Origin of the sequence: Streptomyces sp. NPDC046909, from assembly GCF_040644695.1 — a bacterium.
Taxonomy (GTDB): Bacteria; Actinomycetota; Actinomycetes; order Streptomycetales; family Streptomycetaceae; genus Streptomyces.
In genome coordinates, this window is the sequence record NZ_JBEYXC010000026.1 from 39,212 (window position 1) to 57,057 (window position 17,846).

Genomic DNA, 17,846 nt, shown 5'->3' on the forward strand with positions numbered 1-17,846 from the left:
GGGGGGTGGAGGGTGGAGGGTTGGGGGGGTCAGGCGCGCTTCTTGAAGGTGGAGACGGCCCACACGTATCCGAGGACGGTGAACCCGACGCACCAGGCGACCGCCGCGGCCGCGTCGCCACCGTCGACGCTGCCCGCGAGCAGCCCGCGCAGGGTCTCGATGATCGGGGTGAAGGGCTGGTACTCGGCGAACTGCTTCACACCGGCACCCATGCTGTCCGCCGGGACGAACGCGCTGCTCAGGAAGGGCAGCATGATCAGCGGTACGGTGCCCAGGCCCGCGGTCTCCACGGACTTCGCGGACAGGCCCATGGCGACGGTGAGCCAGCCGGCCCCGAAGCTGAGGAGCACGAGGATGCCGATCGCGCCGAGCCAGTCGAGGGCGCTCGCGCCCGGGTCGAAGCCCAGCAGGAAGGCCACCCCGATGAGGGCCGCCTCGGCCACCAGGCAGCGCACCGTGGTGACGATGACATGGCCGGTGAGCACCGAACCGCGCGAGACGTCCATGGTCTTGAAGCGGTTGATGATGCCCTTGGTCATGTCGTCGTTGACGGACGTGGCGGTGGCCCCGAGGCCGTAGCTCACGGCCATCACCAGCAGGCCGGGGGTCGCGTAGTCGATGTAGTCCTCGCCGACGGCGAACGCGCCGCCGAAGACCTTGACGAACATCAGCATGATCACGATGGGGAACAGGACCGCGTTGAAGACCGTGGTCGGGTTCCGCAGGGTGTGCTTCAGATTGCGACGCAGCATGATCGCCGAGTCGGCCAGGGGCAGGGCGACGCTGCTCATCGTGCGACCGCCTCCTTCTTCGCGTGCTCGGTGTTCTCGGCGCTGGTGGCGGGGGCCGGGCGCTCGGTCAGGGCGAGGAACACGTCGTCCAGGTCCGGCGTGTGCACGGAGAACTCCTGGGCGTTGAGCGTGTGCTCGTCGAGCCGGTCGAGCAGGGCCCGCAGCGACCGGGACTGGCCGTCGCTGGGCACCCGCAGGGCCAGCTCCTCCTCGTCCTTGGCGGCGCCGGGCAGGACCCGGGCCGCGGTGTCGAGTTCGTGGACGTCGGCGAAGCGGAGCCGGACGTGGGTGCCGGGGATCTGGCGCTTGAGCTCCTCGGCGGTGCCCTGGGCGACCAGGTGGCCCTGGTTGAGGACCACGATCTGGTCGGCGAGCTGGTCGGCCTCTTCCAGGTACTGCGTGGTGAGGAAGATGGTCGTGCCGTCGGCGACCAGTTCGCGAACGATGGTCCACATGGTGCGCCGGCTGCGCGGGTCGAGACCCGTGGTCGGCTCGTCCAGGAAGATGATCTTCGGGCTGCCGACCAGGGTCATCGCCAGGTCCAGCTTGCGGCGCATACCGCCGGAGTAGGTGGACGCCAACTTGTCCGCCGACTCGGCCAGTTCGAAGCGCTCCAGAAGCCCGTTGACCAGCTGGTCGCCGGAGCGCACGCGCTTGAGGTCCGCCATCAGCTGCAGGTTCTCGCGGCCGGAGAGCAGATCGTCGACCGCGGCGAACTGACCGGTGACGCCGATGGCCGAGCGGACCTGCTTGGTCTCGGTCGCCACATCGTGCCCGGCGACGCGCACAGTCCCGGCGTCCGCTGTCAGCAGCGTCGTGAGGATGTTGACCGTCGTCGTCTTGCCCGCCCCGTTCGGGCCGAGCATGGAGAAGATCGTTCCCGCGGCAACCTCGAAGTCGATGCCGGCGAGTACGGCTTTCTCGCCATATGCCTTGCGCAGCCCTGAAACTGCGATCGCGGAACTCGTCATGCCGCCACTGTTCCTGCCACCCCTGACACGCACCTGTCATGGGTCTTGCGTGGTGCTGGAGATCCGCTCGATGAGGGTGGGCGGTGGGCGGGGCATCCGCCGGAGGGGGTGCCCCGCTCGACTGTCTCTGTGGTGGCCCTCCGTCGCTCCGGGGCTCTTTCACACGCTCACGGCTGCCGCATACGCTCGCCCGCTCCGCCGTCGCAGAACACCTCGCCGCCGGCGCCCAGATCATCGACCCCATCACCTCCGCGTTCTGGCACGACGGGGAGTTCGGTACTGGCGAGGAATGGCAGCTGCTGCTGAAGACGACCCGGGCCCGCTGCGCGGAGCTGGAGGCCCACCTGTTGAAGAACCACCCGTGGCGGAACCCGGAGATCGCCGCCGTGGCGATCGAGACCGGTTCGAAGGGGTGCCTCGACGGGATCACCGCGAACACCGCCTGCGTCGACTAGTTCAGCCGCGGGACTGCTCCGGGACGTCAACATGCTGTCAGGCCCTTGAAGCCCCTTCTGGCCATACGACGTCGACAGGGAGCCCGGCGGCGCGGGCTTCGAGAACCGTGTCCGCGGTGCCGCCGCCTTTGCCGCTCGGCGGCGCTCCGTTCCATACGGCCACGAGGCGGTCAGCGCGCTTCAGCAGCGTGCCATTGGCGTCCGTGTACGCCGACCGGTTCGCCGTCTCGTGGTCCAGAACCACAACCTCATCAGCGGCTTCGAGGAGGCGGTCGAAGGTCTCCTCGTGATCCGGCTTGACCTTCTTCTGCCGGTAGTCCTTCGACGGAAGGATCACGACGAGACGGCCGCCGAGTTCGAGCACGACTTCCGCGAAGAGGGAATCGGAGCCCTTGGCGACGCACAAGGGACACACTGGCGTCCGTCAGGTCCATGTGGCCGGTCACGGCGATCGCGGCCACAGCGCTCCTTCAGCTCGACAGCAGCTCGCGGATCCTTGCCCGCGCCTCGCCGACCGTACGCGATGACGACTGTCCTACGTGTACGGGTACAGCTGCCCAAGCTGCGCACGGACGCGGCTCGACTGCGTCTCGAGCCACCCGGCTTCCACGACCTGACGGCGGGTGCGGGAGAACACGGTCGGGGACATGCCGACGAGTTCGGCGAGCTTGGGCATGGCGCGCCGTGGTACGAGCGGACCTCCGAAGCCCCTCACGCCCCGCCGGAGTTGAGAAGCACCGCCCGGTAGTCCTTGAGGCGGAAGGCGCCGAGCTTCGTGACGAGTTGTGCGGTCGCTTCGTCCTCGGGGTGGGTGGGCGGGGTGGGGTGGTCTGTTGCCGGGTCGCGTTGGGCGCGCATGGCGGCCTGGTTGAGGAGGGCGAAGGCCTGGGTGTCCGACACGAAGTCGCGCAGCACCCTCTCGTAGGCGGTGAAGGCGGTGCCGTGGTCGTCGGGGGTGGTGGCGAGTTCGCCCGCCAGGGTGTAGGCGGCGGCCATGGCCATGGTGGTGCCGAGGCCTGAGGCGGGTGAGCCGCAGTAGCCCGCGTCGCCGAGGAGGGTGACCCGGCCGTGGGACCAGGTGTCCATGTGGATCTGGGCGAGGGCGTCGAGGTGGAAGTCGGGGGCGTTCCACATCTCCTTGAGGAGCCTCGGCAGCTCCCAGCCGGCGTGGGCGTACGCGCGGGCCACCAGGTGCTTCTGCTCGGCGGGGTCCTTCGGGAGGAATCGCGCGGGCGGCTCGTCGGAGTCGATGCCGATGAAGGCGCGGGCCTCCGCGTTGTCGCGGACGCTCATCACCATCGCGCCCCAGACGGGGCTCCCCGGCATCAGGTGGATCACTTCCCAGCGGTCCAGGCCGAGATGGTTGGGCACCGTCCAGACACCCAGGTAACCGCCCAGGTGGCGCAGGTAGTTCTCCTCGGGGCCGAAGACGAGTCCGCGCGTGTGGGAGTGCACGCCGTCGGCGCCGACGACCAGGTCGAAGACGCGGGACGCGCCGCTGTCGAAGGTCACCCGCACCTCGTCGTCGTCCTGTTCGAGGGTGGCGATCGAGTCGCCGAAGAGGTACTCGATGCCGCTGCCGCCCGCGTCGTACAGGATCTGTGCGAGGTCGTCGCGCAGGATCTCCACGTCCGGGCTGTCGATCTGGCCGCCGCTCATGGTGTGTTCGGTGGTCCGGGACAGCTCGTTGCCGTCGGCGTCGACGACCGACATGCCGCGCAGGGCGGTGCTGTTGCGCCGGATCTCCTTCAGTACGCCCATGCGTTCGGCCACTTCGAGGGCCGGGCCGCGGACGTCGATCGCCTGTCCGCCCGGCCGCAGGCCCGCGGCCCGTTCGACGACGGTGACCTGGAATCCGTACCGGTTCAGCCAGTAGGCGAGGGTGGGGCCGGCGATGCTGGCCCCAGAGATCAGGACACTGGTGTTCTTCGGTTCCCTTTGGGTGGACACTGCTTGCTCCTCGGCGGTCTGCGGACTGGTCGCCTACGACACTCGCCGACCGTTCCGACAGGGCACCGACACCGCGCATACAGCCACCTACAGGGCGCCGACATGAAGTGTCCGGGCGGCGTCGGCCGAGAGCCGAAGCCGCCCGGACACCCGGGGACGTACAAGGTTCACCGTGTCAGCTAACCCCCGCTGTCTCCTTCTCGATCACGTCGAGGATCTCCCGGCCCTGGTCGACCAGGTACATGTGGTCGCCGGGGAACTCCACGTAGGTGAAGGCCGCCGTCGTGGCGTTCTGCCACTGGCGGCCCTCCTCCGCGGTGACGAGGCCGTCGACGTCGCCGCGCAGTGAGGTGATCGGTACCGACACCGGGCCCTCGAAGCTCGGGACGTAGGCCTCGTGCATCGTGCAGTCGGCGTGCAGGGTAGGGAGGATCAGTTCGCGCATCTCCGGGTGGTCGAGGGCCTCGTGGCGGAAGCCCGCGAACTCCTCGACGCGGGCGAGGAATTCGTCGCCGTCGAGGCCGGCCGCGCGGCGTTCGCGCTGGGTCCAGGGGCCCGGTGAGCCGCTGACGATCAGGTGCTCGACCTGCACGTCGCGTTCGCCTAGCAGGTGTACCAGTTCGTACGCCAGGACCGCGCCCAGGCTGTGGCCGAACAGTACGACCCTGGCCCCCTCGCCGAGGTCGGCGGCGACGGCGTCGATCTCGCCGCGGGCCGCCTCGGGGACGTCCCAGTACGGCTCCTCCAGGAGCCGCTTCTCCCTGCCCGGCAGTTCGACCGCCGTCACCCGCCACCGGTCGGCGGCCAGTTCCCGCCAGGGGTGGAAGAACGACGGTCCTGCTCCGGCGAACGGCACGCACAGCAGCGTGGGCCGCTCCGATTTCGCGACCGAGTTCGCGGTCATCGTGACCTGCCTCCGTCCATGCGCTGCTCCATGTACTGCTCCATGTACTGCTTCCCCGTCACCGCTGTGCCAGCTTCCGGGCGATGACCTTCATGATCTGACCCGCGGGCTTGGGCATGTGCAGGTCGTGGTGGGTGGCGTCGATGTCGTACTCCTCGATGGTGCCGAGGACGTGCGGCCGCCAGTCGGGCCCGTAGGAGGTGACGCCGTCGACCTTGTCGAGCTTCGCGTTGAAGTACAGCAGGTCGCCGTTGTAGACCGGCGAGTCGAAGGTGCCCATCTTCTGGAGGTTGTTGGCGCCGACGTCCGACATGGTGTCGAGGAAGGCGTCCATGTTCTTGGTGTTCATGAACTTGCCGAAGACTTCCTCGACGTCGGCCCGGTAGAGCTCCTTCGTGCGTTCGGCGACCTCGCGGAAGCCGTTGTCCGGGTCGTTGTTGGCGGGCTGGGAGTCCAGGACGGCCACGAAGCCGACCTCGTGTCCGCGCCGCTCCAGTTCCACCGCGGCGGCGTGTGCGATGGGGCCGCCGAAGGACCAGCCGATGAGGAAGTAGGGGCCCTCGGGCTGGGTGGCGAGGATCTGGGTGAGGTAGTCCTCGACCATCTCCTCCACCGAGTTCGCCATCGGGTCGACGCCGTTGGAGCCACGGGACTGAAGCGAGTACGCCGGGCGGTCGGGCACATAGGGCGCGAAGGTGAAGAACGCCCAGCCGAGGCCGCCGCCGCCGTGGAAGAACCACACCGGTTCCTTGCCGGTGCCCGGGTCCCGGTTCAGCGGCAGGACGACGTTGAACGAGTCGGAGTGGTCGCCGGGGATGCCGCCGATGAGCAGCAGCGCCGCCAGTTCGGCCACCGTCGGGTACTGGATGATCGTGCGCAGCGGCATGTCGACGCCGAACCGCTTGCGGATCCGGGCGCTGAGCCGGGTCGCGAGCAGGGAGTGGCCGCCGAAGGTGAAGAAGTCGTCGTCGATGCCGACCTTGTCGAGGCCGAGCAGTTCGGCGAAGAAGCCGCACAGCTCTTCCTCGTGGGTGTTGCGCGGGGCGCCGTTGCTGACGGTGGTGGTGTGCTCGGCGGGCAGCGCGCCCCGGTCGATCTTGCCGGCCGGGTTGAGCGGCAGCTGCGAGAGCGGCACCACGGCGGCCGGGACCATGTAGTCGGGGAGGCGGCCGCGCAGGTAGTCGGGGAGCTCGGCGACCAGCGGGCCGATCGCCTTGGCGAGGGCGGGGGCGTTGGTGCGGATCCCGCCGGCGACGCCGCTGGGCACGAAGGTGCCGGTGACGGCGCGCTGTTCGGGCAGCAGCACCGCGTCGAAGGCGTTGACGACGTCCCCGGACCAGGTCACGATCGCTTCGCGGCCCTGGCGGCGGGCCCAGGCGGTGATGTCCTGCGGGTCGACCGGCTTGCCGGTGAGGGCGTCGACGTCGACGACCCCGACGTAGGTCGCCGAGGCGGCCTCCTCGGCCAGCCGTGCGTTGGGGATGCCGGTCACGCGCACCGGGCCGTTCGCCCGCTCCACGACTCCGCCGAGGCCGACGAGGTCGGTGACGTCCTTGCCCCACGCCACCGTGGGTACGCCGCTGAGGTCGAGGGTGTCGCCCTTGTGCAGGACGACCTCGTAGCGGTGGCGGGTCAGGGCGTTGCGGGCCGCGCCCGCCTTGAGCCGGATGTCGACGCCGACGGACCGGGCCGCCGCCCAGTCGGTGAACCACTCGGGGGCGACCACGAGTTCCCGCTGGTCGAGCAGTGCCTGCTCCACGGCGGAGCGGATCTCCTCGTGCGAGGCGTAGGGCTGCGCGGCCTGCTTCTCCGCGGTCGTCAGGATCCGCAGGGTGGCGGCGTTGCGGACGTCACCGACGATCAGCCGGCCGCCGGGGGCGAGGAGTTCGAGGGCCTGGGTCAGGACCTGGTCGAGGTATTCGGCGCTCGGGAAGTACTGCACGACCGAGTTGAGGACGACGGTGTCGAAGCCGCCCGCGGGCAGCCCGGTCACATCGTCGGCGGCCTGGACGCTGAGCTTGACCTTGGCGCCGTACCCGGCCTGTTCGGCCTGGGCCGTCACGCGCTCCACGACGCCGGCGGAGAGGTCGGTGCCCCAGTACTCGTCGACCTCGCCGACGATCCTCGCGAGCAGCAGGCCCGAGCCGGCGCCGATCTCCAGCACCCGGCGCGGCGCGAACCGCAGCACCTGGGCGACGGCGGCGTCCTGCCACTCCCGCAGCTGCTCGGCGGGGACGGGCTCACCGTCGTACACGGACTTCCAGTGGTGGAAGTCCTCGTCCAGGGCCTCTTCCGCGGAGTCGGCGTAGCTGTCGTCGAAGGCCTGGCGCCACTCCTCGACCTGGGCGGTGACGTCGGCGACGGCGGCGTCCGGGTCGGGCTCGATGTAGGCGACGAGGCGCTGGTCGCCCTTCTGGTCCTCGCGGACCACGACCGCCGCCTGCTTCACCGACGGGTGGCCGCTGAGCACGTGGTCGATCTCGCCGAGCTCGATGCGGAAGCCGCGGACCTTGACCTGGGAGTCGGTGCGGCCCAGGTACTCGACCTGGCCGTCCTTGTTCCACTTGACCAGGTCGCCGGAGCGGTACATGCGGGCGCCCGGCGCCCCGAACGGGTCGGCGACGAAGCGCTCGGAGGTCAGTCCGGTCTGGCCGAGGTAGCCGCGGGCCAGGCAGACGCCCGCCAGGTACAGCTCGCCGGCGACGCCGGGGGCGACCGGGCGGAGCGCGGAGTCGAGGACGTAGACCTGGTTGTTCCAGATCGGGCGGCCGATCGGGACGCGGTCGGCGCCGGGGATGTGCTCCCAGCCGGTGATCTCGACGGTGGCCTCGGTGGGTCCGTAGAGGTTGTTGGCGGAGCAGTGCGGCAGGAGGTCGACGAAGCGGTTGGCCAGCGCGGCCGGGAAGGCTTCCGCCGCCACCTCGATCCAGCGCAGGGTGGAGCAGTTGGCGGCCGTCGGCTCGGTGACGAACGCGGACAGCAGGGACGGTACGAAGAACGCGCCGGTGACCTTCTCGCGCTGGATCAGGTCGGCGAGGTAGGCGGGGTCGCGGCGGCCCTCGGCGCTCGCCACCACGACGGAGGCGCCCATCTGGAGGTGCGAGAACATCTCCGGCACCGAGGCGTCGAAGCTGGCCGAGGTGCTGACCAGCATCCGGTCCTCGACGGTGACGTTGAAGTGCTCCAGGCCCCACGCCAGCCGGTTCATGATCGAACGGTGCTGGACCGGCACACCCTTCGGGCCGCCTGTCGAGCCGGAGGTGAAGATGACGTAGGCGACGTTGTCCGGGGTGATGGTCCGCTCCGGGTCGGTGTCCGCGTAGCCGGAGACGTCCGGGAGGGTGTCCTCCAGGAGCAGCAGCGGCTTGGCGCCGGCCAGGACGTGCTTGACGCGGTCCTCGGGCAGTTCGACGTCCAAGGGCACATACGCGGCACCTGCCTTGACCACGCCGTACACGGCGACCAGCAGGTCCACCGAGCGCGGGATCTTCACCGCGACCAGCTTCTCAGGCCCTGCGCCCTGCTCGATCAGCCAGTGCGCGAGCCGGTTGGCCCGCCGGTTGAACTCGGCGTACGTCAGCGTCTCGTGCTCGCCGACCACCGCGACCGCGTCCGGGGTGCGGGCCACCTGGGCCTCGAAGGCGCCCGGCAGGGTGCCCTCGGCGACCGGGTGGGCGGTGTCGTTGAGTTCGCGGACCAGCCAGTCGCGCTCCTGCTCGGCCAGCACCTCGATGGCGCTGATCGGGGCCGTCGGGGCGGCGGCGACCTGCTCCAGGACGCGGATGAAGCGGGCGGCGATGGCCTCGGCGGTGTCGCGGTCGAAGAGCTGGGTGGCGTACATGAGGTCGCCGCGCAGCGCGCCGGTGCCGTCGTAGGCGAGGCTGAAGAACAGGTCGGCGAGCGAGGTGTTGGTGAGGTACTGCTCGAACTCGACCTTGAGGCCGGGGAGTTCGAAGTCCGCCTTCTCGAAGCTCTGCCAGGCGAACATCACCTGGAACAGCGGCTGGTACGAGGTGGAGCGGTCGGGGTTGATCAGCTCGACGAGCGTCTCGAACGGCACGTCCTGGTTCTCGTAGGCGGCCAGCGCCTTGTCGCGGACCTGCGGGAGCAGATCGGCGAAGGACGGGTTGCCGGAGAGGTCGACGCGCAGGACCTGGGTGTTGACGAAGAGGCCGACCAGGTCGGCGAGGCCCTCGTCGGTACGGCCCGCGATCGGGTTGCCGATGGTGACGTCGTCCCCGCCGCCGATCGTGGACAGCAGGACGCCGAGCGCGGCCTGCACCACCATCGACATGGTCATGCCGCGCTCGTCGGCGAGCCGCTGGAGCCCCGCCGCGACCTCCGCCGGCACTTCCAGGCCGAGGGAGTCGCCCTGGGAGTTGCGGGTCGCGGGGCGCGGGCGGTCCAGGGGCAGGCTGAGCGGCTGCGGTACGCCGGACAGTTCCTTGCGCCAGTAGTCGGCCTGGGCGGCGGCGAGGCTGCCCGGGTCGGAGACGTCGCCGAGGAGTTCGCGCTGCCACAGCGCGTAGTCCTTGTAGTGCACGGGCAGCGGCTCGTACTCGGGGGCCCGGCCTTCCAGCCGTGCGGTGTAGGCGGTGGTCAGGTCGCGGGCCAGCGGGCCGCCGGAGACACCGTCGGAGGCGATGTGGTGGATGAGCAGCACGAGGACGTGCTCCTCGGGCGCGCAGCGGAACAGGCGCACGTGGAAGGGGATCTCGGCGGTCAGGTCGAAGCGGTGCGCGATGAACGCGTCGACCGCCGCCTGGAGTCCGTCGGGCGTCACCTCGACGACGGGGACCTCCACGGGCGCGTCCGCGACCGGCAGGATCCGCTGGAAGGGCTCATCGTCGTCGTCCAGGACGTAAGTGGTGCGCAGGGTCTCGTGACGGGCGACCACGTCCTGGACCGCGGCGATCATGGCGTCCTGGTCGAGCGGGCCCTTCAGGCGGAACGCAGGGGAGATGTTGTAGGTCTCGGCCCCGCCCTCCAGCTGGTGCGTGAGCCACATGCGGCGCTGTGCGAACGAAAGCGGAATCACTGCTCTTACTCCTCTACGATCATCCTGCGGAGAGCGGGGCGAAGGGGAACTGCCGATTCCTCCGACCACGCGGCGAGCGCCGCCACCGTCGGAAGGTCGAAGATCTTTCGGATGGGGATCTCCATCCCGATCTCCGCGCGAGCGCGCGTGATCAGCCGGGTGGCGAGCAGCGAGTGCCCGCCGAGTTCGAAGAATCCGTCGTCGACACCGACCCGCTCCAGGCCGAGCACATCGGCGAAGAGCCTGGCCAGGGACTCCTCGCGGGGGGTGCTGGGCGCCCGGTAGGGGGTGCCGGAGGTGAGGTCGGGGGCGGGCAGGGCCTTGAGGTCGAGCTTGCCGTTGGGCGACAGCGGCAGCCGCTCCAGCGGTACGTAGACCGCGGGGACCATGTACTCGGGCAGCCGGTCGGCCAGGTGCTCGCGCAGGGCGTCGGCGTCCGGGACGCTCGCGCCCTCGCCGGGCACGAGGTAGGCGGCCAGGTAGGGGGCCTTGTCGTCGGGGTGCTGGGTGACGACGGCGACCTGGGCGATGTGCGGATGGGTCGTCAGGGCGGCCTCGACCTCGGCCGGTTCGACGCGGTAGCCGCGGATCTTGACCTGGGTGTCGATGCGGCCCAGGTGCTGGATCTGCCCGTCGGGGGTGAGGCTGGCGAGGTCGCCGGTGCGGTACATGCGCGAGCCGGGCGCCCCGAACGGGTCGGGGAGGAACCGGTCGGCGGTCAGCGCGGCCTGCTGGTGGTAGCCGCGGCCCGCCCCGGCCAGGTAGAGCTCACCGGGCGTGCCCGCCGGCAGCAGGGTCAGCGAGGGGCTGAGGACGTAGGCGCGGACCCCGGGGAAGGGGCGGCCGATGGGCACGCCGTCGGCGTAGCCCTGTTCCGGGTCCAGGAGGTAGCCGGTGGCGTAGAACGTCTCGCTGGGGCCGTAGCTGTTGATGACGCGGGCCTGGGGCCAGCGGGTGCGGACCCGTTCCGCGAGGACCGGGGTGAGCACCTCCCCGGAGATGTTCAGCGCGGTGGGCTTGATGCGGTCGGCGAGCTGGTCGACGAGCTCGGCGAAGGCCGAGGGCACCGAGCAGATGACGTCGACGTCCCAGGAGTCGCGTTCGGCCAGTTCCAGTACGTCGCGGACGATCTCGGCGGTGCCGCCGGTGGTGAGCGCGGCGAACGTCTCGAAGGTGCCGACGTCGAAGCCGAAGGAGGCGGCGACGAGGATCCGCCGCCCGTCCTCGGCCCCGGCGTGCGCGACGAGCGCGTCGACGGCGTTGACGACGGTGGTCTGGGTGACCCCGACGCCCTTGGGGACACCGGTGGAGCCGGAGGTGTAGATGACGTAGGCGAGGTTCTCCGGCCCGGCCTTCGCCCGCACCGGGGCGTCCGCCGCACTGGCGGTCAGGTCGATGTCGTCGAGGACGGCGACCGGGATGTCCGTCTCCGGTATCAGCGCGCGCGTCCCGGCGTCGGCGAGGATCAGGTGCGGCCGGGCCGTGGGCAGCACGTGCGGCAGGCGGGCGGCCGCGTAGGCGGGGTCGACGGGCAGATACGCGCCGCCCGCCTTCAGGACGCCGAGCAGCGCCGCGACCACGTTCACGGTGCGCGGCAGCACCACGCTGACCACGGTCTCCGGACCCACCCCGCGTGCGGCGAGCGCGATCGCGATCGCCTCGGCGCGGGCGTCGAGTTCGGCGTACGTCAGGGACGTGCCGTCGGCGATCACGGCGACCTTGTCCGGGGTGCGCGCCACCTGGGCCTCGACGAGGTCGGTGAGCGTGACGTACCGGGCCGGGTCGACCTCGTCGAACCCGGTGAGCAGCTGCTCGCGCTCGTCCGGCTCCAGGCTCTCGATCTGCGCGATCCGCAGCTCGGGGTCGGTGGCCAGCTGCCGCAGGAACCGCACCAGGCGGGCCGCGTACGTCTCGACGGTCGCCCGGTCGAGGATGTCGGGCGCGAACTGGATGACGAGCTGGAGGTGCGGGTCGGCGGCGGCCGTCAGGCACAGCGGGTAGTGGTTGCCGGCGAACGGGCGCAGTCCGGTGAAGGTGATGCCGTCGGCGGCGTCGCTGGCCTCGCCGATGGCCTCCCGGTCGACCGGGTACGACTCGAAGACGACCAGCGTGTCGAACAGGGACCGCACACCGGCGGACTTCTGGATCTCCGCGAGCCCGTAGTAGTGGTGGTCGGCGAGGGCCGCCTGCCGGCTCTGGAGCCCGCCGAGAACGTCGGCGACGGTGTCGCCGGGCGCGTACTTCACGCGCACCGGCAGGGTGTTGATGAACATGCCGACCATCGACTCGACGTCGGTGACGGCGGGCGGGCGGCCGGAGACGGTCGCACCGAACACGACGTCCTGGCGGCCGGTGATCTGCCCGAGCAGCAGCGCCCACGCCCCCTGCACGAGGGTGTTGACGGTGATGCCCAGCTCCGAGGCGCGGCGTACGAGTTCGTGCGCCTCCTCGATGGGCAGCTCGGCCTCGACCTGGTCCCGGCCGCCCTCGTCGGAGCTTCCGGAGTCGGGCGCGAGCAGCGCGGGCTCGGCGATGCCCTCCAGTTCCTCCGCCCAGGCCCGAGCGGACTCCTCCTCGTCCTGCCGGGTGAGCCAGGCGAGGAACTCCCCGTAGTCACGGGGATTCGGCAGTCCGGCCGGGTCGCCGTCGGAGGCGTACAGCAGGAGCAGGTCCTGCATGAGGATGGGTGTGGACCAGCCGTCGTAGAGGGCGTGGTGGGCGGTGAGGACGAGTTCGGGCCGGTCGGGGTCGAGGACGGCGAGGGCGAGCCGGATCAGCGGCGGCCTCTCGGCGTCGAAGTAGTCGGTCTGGTCCTCCTTGAGGAACCGCTCGAACCGCTCGGTGCGCTCCGGCTCCTCGACCCCGGTCAGGTCGAGGTGCTGCCAGGGCAGGGTGACCGACTCGGGGATGACCTGGACGAGGTCGCCGTCCTCGCGGTCGACGAACGCGGCGCGCAGCGCCGGGTAGCGGTCGAGGAGGGCCTGTCCGGCGCGGTGCATGCGCTCGGCGTCGACGCGGCCGGACAGATGGAAGACCAGCTGGATGTGGTACGGGTCGAAGTCAGCCCCGGCGAGCTTGGCCTGGAAAAGGATGCCGGACTGGGCGGGGGTGGCCGGCCAGATCCTGCCGAGCCTGCCGAAGCGGGACTCCCAGGCGTCGATCTGGTCCTGGCCGACCTTCACCAGCAGCGCGTCGCTCGGGGTGAGCCCGCCGGCCTCCGGGGTGGTGGCGTGCCGGGCCAGCGCGGTGAGCGCCTCGACCCACAGCGCGGCGAGTTCGGTGACCTCGTCGCGGGTCAGGACGCCGGTGGGGAAGCCGAAGTAGGCGGTCAGCTCCTCGCCGACGGCGACCGCGTTGATCTCCAGGGCGGAGAGCGCGGGCATGTCGGCGTCCGGGGCGGCGATCAGGTCCTGGTGGGTGGTGTCCGGGGCCCAGCCGAGACCGCGCAGTTCCTCGGGGATGTCGGCGGCGGAGGCCTTGCCGAGGTAGTTGAACCCGATCTGCGGCCGGTTCAGGCCGGACAGCGCGCCCGCGGTCTTCGCGTTGAGGTGGCGCAGCAGGCCGTAGCCGAGGCCGTTGTCGGGGATCGCCCGCAGCTGCTCCTTGACCGCCTTGACGGCCTTCCCGGCCGCCTTGCCACCGCGGAAGGCGTCCGCGAGGTCGACACCGGACACGTCCAGGCGGACCGGGTACATGGCGGTGAACCAGCCGATGGTCTCCGACAGGTCCGCGCCGGGGATGAGGTGCTCCTCGCGGCCGTGCCCCTCCAGCCGGATCAGCGCCGAGGAGGCCGAGGTGCCGCGCGACTGGCGCCAGCGCGCCAGGGCGAGGGCGAGTCCGGCGAGCAGCCCGTCGTCGACGCCGCCGCGGAACACCGTCGGCAGCGTGTTGAGCAGGGTGTCGGTGACGTCGGCCGGGACCTGGACGCGGACGGTGTCCACGGTGGAGGTGACATCGCGGGCCGGGTCCAGCCGCCGTGCGCCGAGGACCGGTTCGTCGCCGGTGAGGATCTCCTGCCACACGGGCAGTTCCGCGACCCGCGTCTCGGAGGCAGCCTCGTCGGCGAGGGCATGCGCCCAGCGCCGCAGCGAGGTGCCCTCGGCGACCAGCTCGGGGACACCGCCGCCGCGGACCTTCTTCCAGGCGGCGACGAGGTCGGGCAGCAGGACGCGCCACGAGACGCCGTCCACGACGAGGTGGTGCAGCACGATGAGCAGCCGGTGCGCGTCGCTCTCCCCGCTCGGGGTGAACCACACGAACTGCGCCATCACGCCCGCGTCGGGGTCGAGGCGGTCGGCGGCGGCATCCAGCTCGGCCTGCACCTCGGCGGCGGCGTAGGGCACTTCGCGGACCAGGGAGGCGGCGTTGATGCTGCCCTTCGCCGCCATGCGCAGACCGGGGTTGGTGCGCTCCAGCTTGGCGCGCAGCACGTCGTGCCGGTCCAGGACCGCCTGCAAGGTCGCGACCAGGCCGGGGCGTTCGATGTCCTGGGGCAGGGTGAGCAGCGCCGACATGCAGAACCGGCCGATGCCGCCGCCGAGGGCGAGGACGTGCGCGGCGGTCGGGGGCAGCGGGGCCCAGCCCTCGCCGCCGCCCGGCAGTTCGGCCAGGACGACCCGCTCCTCCTCGCCACGGGCCTCGACGAGTTCGGCGAGCCGTCCCACGGTCCGCTGCTCGAAGATCTCCCGCGTACTGACCACGACACCGCGCGCCTTGGCCCGCGCGACGACCTGGATGGAGCGGATGCTGTCGCCGCCGCTGGCGAAGAAGTCGTCGTCGACACCGATCTGCCCGGCGCCCAGGACATCGGCGTACACCTCGGCGAGGATCCGCTCGGCCTCGGTGCGCGGCGCCCGGTACTCGGCGCCCGCGAACTCCGGTTCGGGGAGCGCGGCGCGGTCCAGCTTGCCGTTGGCGTTCAGGGGCAGTTCGTCGAGGACGATGAGCTGGGTGGGCACCATGTAGTCGGGCAGCCGCTTGGCGGCGAAGCGCCGCAGGTCGGCCGGTGACACCGTGCCGTTGATGTCGTCGGTGCCCGCCTGGGCGACATAGCCGACGAGCCGCTTGGTGCCGCTGTGGTCCTCGCGCACGGTGACCACGGCCCCGGTGACCGCCGGGTGCCGGCCGAGGACCGCCTCGATCTCGGTGGGCTCGACGCGGATGCCGTTGACCTTGACCTGGTTGTCGGCGCGTCCGGCGTACCTGAGCTGTCCGTCGGCGTCCCACTGGGCGAGGTCTCCGGTGCGGTACATGCGCGCACCGGCCGGACCGAAGGGCGAGGCGACGAACCGCTCGGCGGTGGCGCCGGGGTTGCGGTAGTAGCCGCGCCCGACCAGCCCGCCGACGTACAGCTCGCCGACGACGCCCCGCGGGACCGGGGTCAGCTCCGGGCCGAGGACGTAGGCGCGCATGTTGGCGAGAGGGGAGCCGATCGGCACCGCGCCGGTCTCGGTCCACTCCTCGGGGGCGGTGAAGGTGGAGGCGTAGAAGCTCTCGGTCTGCCCGTAGGCGTTCATGACGCGGGTGCCGGGCAGGGTGGCGTGCACCTTGCGGACCAGGTCGGAGGAGAGCGCCTCACCGGCGAGGATGACGCTCTTCACGTCGAGTTCGAGGGCGCCGGGCTGGTCGAGGAGGGCGGAGAACACGGCGGGTACGGCGCTGATGGTGGCGCCCGACCAGCTGTCGCGCTCGGCGAGTTCGAGGACGTCCCGGACGATCTCGACGCTCGCCCCGGTGGTCAGCGCGGTGAAGATCTCGAAGACGGAGACGTCGAAGTTGACCGAGGTCGCCGCCAGCATCCGGGACCCGGCCTCGACCTGGGTGCGCTCGCGCAGGTCCTGGACGCCGTTGACGACGCCGGCGTGGGTGATGGCGACGCCCTTGGGGGTGCCGGTGGAGCCGGAGGTGAACATCACGTAGGCGAGGTGGTCCGGCCTGGTCCCGGTGTCCGGGAGGTCGGCGGCGGGGCCGTCCAGGTCGAGGTCGTCGAGGTGGACGACCGGCGCCCCGCCCTTCGCGACGAGGTCCGCCGTCGTCCGGTCGGTCAGCACCAGCGCCGGGTCGGCGGTGGAGAGCAGCAGGTCGACGCGCGCCGACGGGTAGTTGGGGTCGATCGGCAGATAGGCGCCCCCGGCCTTGAGGACACCCAGCAGCGCGACCGCCAGCCGCTCGGAGCGCGGCAGGGCGACGGCCACCAGGACGTCGGGGCCGACCCCGCGCTCGCGCAGGGCGGCGGCCAGCCGGCTCGCGCGGGCCTCCAACTCGGCGTACGACAAAGCCGTCTGCCCGGACACGACGGCGGTCGCGTCCGGGGTGCGGGCGGCCTGTTCCGCGACCAGCTGCGGCACGGTCGCTTCCGGCACCGGCGCCGTCGTCCCGTTCAGCCCCGCCAGCCACTCCTGTTCGGCGCCGCTGAGGACGTCGACGCCGCCGAGCCGGGTGCCGGGGGCGGCGACGACCTGCCGCAGCACCCGCACATACCGCTCGACGAGGCTCTCGGCGGTGGCCGCGTCGAAGAGTTCCGTCGCGTACTCCAGGCGCCCGTACGCGCGCCCGGCCGGGCCGGGGACGATGTTGAAGAACAGGTCGAACTTCGCGGTGTCGGTGCCCAGCGGGACCGGGGTGACCTGGAGGCCCGGCACGTCGATCTGGGACCACGCGAACTGCCAGGCCAGCATGACCTGGAAGAGCGGCTGGTAGGCGGTGGTGCGGTCCGGGTTGAGCAGCTCGACCAGGTGCTCGAAGGGCACGTCCTGGTTGTCGTAGGCGAGCAGCGCCCGGTCCCTCACCTGGTCGAGGAGGTCGTCGAAGGTCGGGTTCCCGGCCAGGTCGACGCGCAGCACCCAGGTGTTGGCGAAGAACCCGATGAGGTCCTCCAACTGCTCGTCGGCGCGGCCCTCGATGGGGCTGCCGATCGTCAGGTCGTTGCCCGCGCCGAGGTGGTGCAGGAGGACCGCGAGGACGCCCTGGGCGACCATCGGCGCGGTGGCCCCGTGCTCGGCGGCGAGCTTGGCGATCCCGGCGACCAGTTCGGGCTCCAGCTGGAAGTCGACGTGGCCGCCCTCGTGGCTGGCGAGGGTGGGGCGCGGCCGGTCCAGGGGCAGCTGCACCGGCTGCGGTACGCCGTCCAGCGCCTCGCGCCAGTACTCCAGCTGCTCGGCGGCGACGCTGTCCGGGTCGTCCTCGTCGCCCAGCATCTGCCGCTGCCAGACCGTGTAGTCCTTGTACTGCACGGGCAGCGGCTCCCAGTCGGGGGCACTCCCCCGCTGCCGGGCCGCGTACGCCGACAGCAGGTCCCGCATGAACGGCCCCATCGACGCGCCGTCCGCGGCGACGTGGTGGAACACGAAGACCAGCACATGCTCCTCGGGCGAGACCCGGAACACGGCGGTGCGCAGCGGCAGGTCGGTGTCCAGCTCGAATCCCGCGCCCACGAACTCACGCGTCGCCGCGTCCACCGCGTCCGCCGCCAGGTCGACCACCCGGAACGGCACGACCGCTTCCTCGACGGGCAGGATGCGCTGCTCCGGGGTGCCGTCCGCGTTCTCGACGAGCAGGGTGCGCAGGCTCTCGTGCCGGGTGACGACGTCCGTGACCGCCGCGGCCACGGCCATCGTGTCCAGCGGCCCGTCCAGGCGCAGCACGAACGGGATGTTGTACGTCGCGGACGGCCCTTCCAGACGGTGGAGGAACCACAGCCGGCGCTGGGCGAAGGACAACGGGATCATCGAGCTACTC

At 71.3% G+C, this 17,846-nt stretch carries 8 protein-coding genes and 1 pseudogene; 1 reads left to right on the plus strand and 8 read right to left on the minus strand.

The window, feature by feature from the left end; all coding sequences use genetic code 11:
- Positions 1-29: 29 nt before the first annotated feature.
- Positions 30-791, minus strand: a complete 762-nt coding sequence (locus tag ABZ928_RS49050; protein ID WP_361535326.1) for an ABC transporter permease — start codon at positions 789-791, stop codon at positions 30-32.
- Entirely contained in the window at positions 788-1,762 is a 975-nt protein-coding gene (locus ABZ928_RS49055) for an ATP-binding cassette domain-containing protein (RefSeq protein WP_361535329.1), read from the minus strand. Before ABZ928_RS49055 ends, ABZ928_RS49050 begins: the two co-directional genes overlap by 4 nt.
- A gap of 83 nt (positions 1,763-1,845) precedes the next feature.
- On the opposite strand from ABZ928_RS49055, the gene cutA reads away from it, so the two are divergent.
- Complete coding sequence (gene cutA, locus ABZ928_RS49060; RefSeq protein WP_361535332.1) at positions 1,846-2,217, plus strand: divalent-cation tolerance protein CutA; 372 nt, start codon at positions 1,846-1,848, stop codon at positions 2,215-2,217.
- Positions 2,218-2,254: 37 nt separating this feature from the next.
- Here cutA and ABZ928_RS49065 read toward each other — a convergent pair.
- The 6 genes and pseudogenes from ABZ928_RS49065 to ABZ928_RS49090 form a co-directional block, all read right to left on the minus strand.
- Positions 2,255-2,678 (minus strand): annotated as a pseudogene (locus ABZ928_RS49065) (hypothetical protein).
- 74 nt (positions 2,679-2,752) lie between these two features.
- Positions 2,753-2,893 carry a hypothetical protein gene (locus tag ABZ928_RS49070; protein WP_361535335.1) on the minus strand — a complete coding sequence of 47 codons (141 nt, stop codon included), beginning with the start codon at positions 2,891-2,893 and terminating at the stop codon, positions 2,753-2,755.
- A 35-nt stretch (positions 2,894-2,928) separates the two neighbouring features.
- Complete coding sequence (locus tag ABZ928_RS49075; protein WP_361535338.1) at positions 2,929-4,167, minus strand: FAD-dependent monooxygenase; 1,239 nt, start codon at positions 4,165-4,167, stop codon at positions 2,929-2,931.
- Between the two features lie 175 nt (positions 4,168-4,342).
- Positions 4,343-5,071: an alpha/beta fold hydrolase gene (locus tag ABZ928_RS49080; protein WP_361535341.1), complete on the minus strand. Its 729-nt coding sequence runs from the start codon at positions 5,069-5,071 to the stop codon at positions 4,343-4,345.
- A gap of 58 nt (positions 5,072-5,129) precedes the next feature.
- A complete protein-coding gene (locus ABZ928_RS49085) occupies positions 5,130-10,109 on the minus strand; it encodes an amino acid adenylation domain-containing protein (RefSeq protein WP_361535344.1) in 4,980 nt (1,659 codons plus the stop codon).
- A gap of 5 nt (positions 10,110-10,114) precedes the next feature.
- Positions 10,115-17,836 carry an amino acid adenylation domain-containing protein gene (locus ABZ928_RS49090; protein ID WP_361535347.1) on the minus strand — a complete coding sequence of 2,574 codons (7,722 nt, stop codon included), beginning with the start codon at positions 17,834-17,836 and terminating at the stop codon, positions 10,115-10,117.
- Positions 17,837-17,846: the final 10 nt, after the last annotated feature.